The 2,603-nt window shown below is 51.1% G+C and carries 2 protein-coding genes; both read left to right on the top strand.

Annotated elements, in window-relative coordinates; translation table 11 throughout:
• Nucleotides 1-229 precede the first annotated feature (229 nt).
• On the top strand, nucleotides 230-1,753 hold the full coding sequence (istA, locus tag BIZ39_RS21195) for an IS21 family transposase (RefSeq protein WP_187448020.1): 1,524 nt from the start codon (nucleotides 230-232) through the stop codon (nucleotides 1,751-1,753).
• Between the two features lie 11 nt (nucleotides 1,754-1,764).
• Nucleotides 1,765-2,508, top strand: a complete 744-nt coding sequence (gene istB, locus BIZ39_RS21190) for an IS21-like element helper ATPase IstB (protein ID WP_187448019.1) — start codon at nucleotides 1,765-1,767, stop codon at nucleotides 2,506-2,508.
• The last annotated feature ends 95 nt before the right edge of the window (nucleotides 2,509-2,603 follow it).

The raw sequence follows: 2,603 nt of genomic DNA, 5'->3' as shown, positions 1-2,603 counted from the left end.
TGCATATTCCGGCCGGATCTGAACAGCGATTCCGGAAATACTTGAACACTCATTCTGGAATTATTTGAACACTGATTCCGGATTTATTTAGTACAGTTTTGGGCTGATTTCCGGAATCGGTGTTCAAGTACGCCGGAATCTTTTCAACGCATTGAAATCACTATTAATTTGATAACTTAACCACTGACTTTTAGTTGGCGAGTGAGGGTTAGGTTTGAAAAGGATTACAATGCGTAAAATCAGAGAGGTTTTAAGGCTGCATTTCTCGGCAGGATTGAGTATCCGCGAGATCCACCGCAGCACCAAAGTCAGTGTTGGCAGCATCCAAACACTGCTCAACAAAGCCAAGGGGATGAACTTGTCCTGGCCGCTGCCGGATGAACTGGATGATGCCCAGTTAGCCCGGCGCTTTTACCCGCAAGCCGATACCCGCCATGCCAAACGATTCCAGGAGCCGGATTGGGCAGACTTGCGCAAACAATTAAGCCGAAAGGGCGTAACCAAACTACTGTTGTGGGAAGAATACACCCAGCAATACCCCAACCGCTGTTACAGTTACTCTCAGTTCTGCGACCGTTACCTGCAGTGGTTGAATAAGCAACGCCGCTCCATGCGTCAGCATCACCGGGCAGGCGACGTGTTGTTCGTGGATTATGCAGGGCAAACTATGCCTGTCGTGAACCCGCAAACGGGTGAAATCCGGTATGCACAAATATTCGTTACAGCTATGGGCGCGAGCAGTTATTACTACTCAGAGGCGACCTGGACTCAGGGCTTGCAAGACTGGCTCGGCAGCCATGTACGGGCCTTCGAGTATCTTGGTGGCGTACCCACCATGGTGGTGCCGGATAACTTAAAAAGTGCAGTGACTAAAGCCTGCAAGAGCGACCCGGATATCAATCCGGCCTATCAGCAACTGGCAGCTCATTATGATACGGCGATTGTGCCCGCCAGACCGTATAAACCCAAAGATAAAGCCAAGGCCGAAGTGGGTGTGCAAATCATAGAGCGATGGATATTAGCCCGGCTTCGCCATCACACCTTCTTCTCACTACATGAGCTGAACCAGTGTATCCGCGCCTTGCTGACAGAGGTGAACAATAAACCGTTCAAACAAATGACAGGCACGCGTCAGCAGTGGTTCGATGAACTGGATAAGCCTGCCTTAAAACCACTGCCGCGCCATGCCTATGAATATACCGACATCCGCAATACTAAGGTGAACATCGATTACCATGTGCAGTATGAGAATCACCTGTACTCGGTGCCACATCAACTGGTGAGTGAAAAAGTGGAGCTTCACGCCAAGCCACGCCTGGTGGAAATCTACTTCCAGGGCAAACGTGTGGCCAGCCATCCCCGCAATGACCGTTACGGCTTTACCACCACGCCGCAACACATGCCTGCGCAGCATCAGCACTACCACAAAGTAAGCGAAGGCAGCCTGATGAACTGGGCGAAAGACATCGGTGATGACGTGCTTCTCTGGGTAAAAGCACAGCTGAAACGTAAACCACATCCCCAACAGGCGTTCCGTGTCTGCCTGGGTGCCTTGCGATTAGCCAGTCAGTATCCGCCGCAGCGGCTCAATATCGCCTGCAAGCTGGCTAACCAGCATCAGCTCTATCGCTTACAGCAACTCAAAGACATCTTAAACAGCAATCAGGACAAGCTCATCAGTGAATCCAGCCAGGACACCCTGACACTCCCTCAACACCACGAAAATATCCGTGGACCACAAAGCTTCCATTAAGGAGAAAATCCATGCTAACCACCACACTGTCACAACTGCACCAACTTAATCTCAGCGGCATGGCAAAAGCACTGAGCCAGCAACTCGAACAACCGGGTCAATATCAGGACTTATGCTTCGCCGAACGCCTGCAACTGCTGACCGACCAGGAAATCCATGAACGGGACAACCGTAAGCAACAGCGCCTGCTTAAACAGGCGCAACTGAAACTCGCGGCCAACGCCCATGACATCGACTATCAGCATCCGCGCGGACTGCAAAAAAGTGTGATGACAGGATTACTGCAATGCGACTGGCTACAACGGCAACAAAACCTGTTACTCACCGGGCCGTGCGGCACCGGGAAAACCTATATCGCCTGCGCACTCGCTAACACCGCCTGCCTGAAAGGCTACACGGTGAAATACTACCGGGTGAGTCGACTGCTCATGGAACTCACCCAGGCCAAAGCCGATGGCACATACAGCAAAAAACTAAAGAGCCTTGCCAAACTCAATCTGCTCATCCTGGATGACTGGGGCCTTGAACCGTTAAAGGCGGCTCAGCGCAACGACCTGATGGAAATCATGGATGACCGCCACGGCAGCAGCTCAACCATCCTCATCAGCCAGTTACCCACAGATCAATGGTATCAATCCATCGGTGATAACACGCTGGCTGATGCCATCCTCGACCGCCTGATGCACAACGCTCACCGGATAAAACTGAAAGGAGAATCAATGAGAAAAACACTGGCATCCATTGACGCCACTTGAACACTTAAGGTAAAAATCGACTAGCCAACGATGCGTTGATCTGAGGTGTTCAAATAAAACCGGAATGGGTGTTCAAGTAAATCGGAATACGCACT

Source organism: Alteromonas sp. BZK5, from assembly GCF_014349115.1.
In the GTDB taxonomy this organism is placed as follows: domain Bacteria; phylum Pseudomonadota; class Gammaproteobacteria; order Enterobacterales; family Alteromonadaceae; genus Alteromonas; species Alteromonas macleodii.
Note: the sequence above shows the minus strand (reverse complement) of the source record. Positions and strands in the feature narration are given on the sequence as shown.

Excerpts from the sequence above, each read along its gene's own strand:
- istB (WP_187448019.1), top strand. The coding sequence starts at position 1,765 with ATGCTAACCACCACACTGTCACAACTGCACCAACTTAATCTCAGCGGC.
- istA (WP_187448020.1), top strand. The coding sequence starts at position 230 with ATGCGTAAAATCAGAGAGGTTTTAAGGCTGCATTTCTCGGCAGGATTG.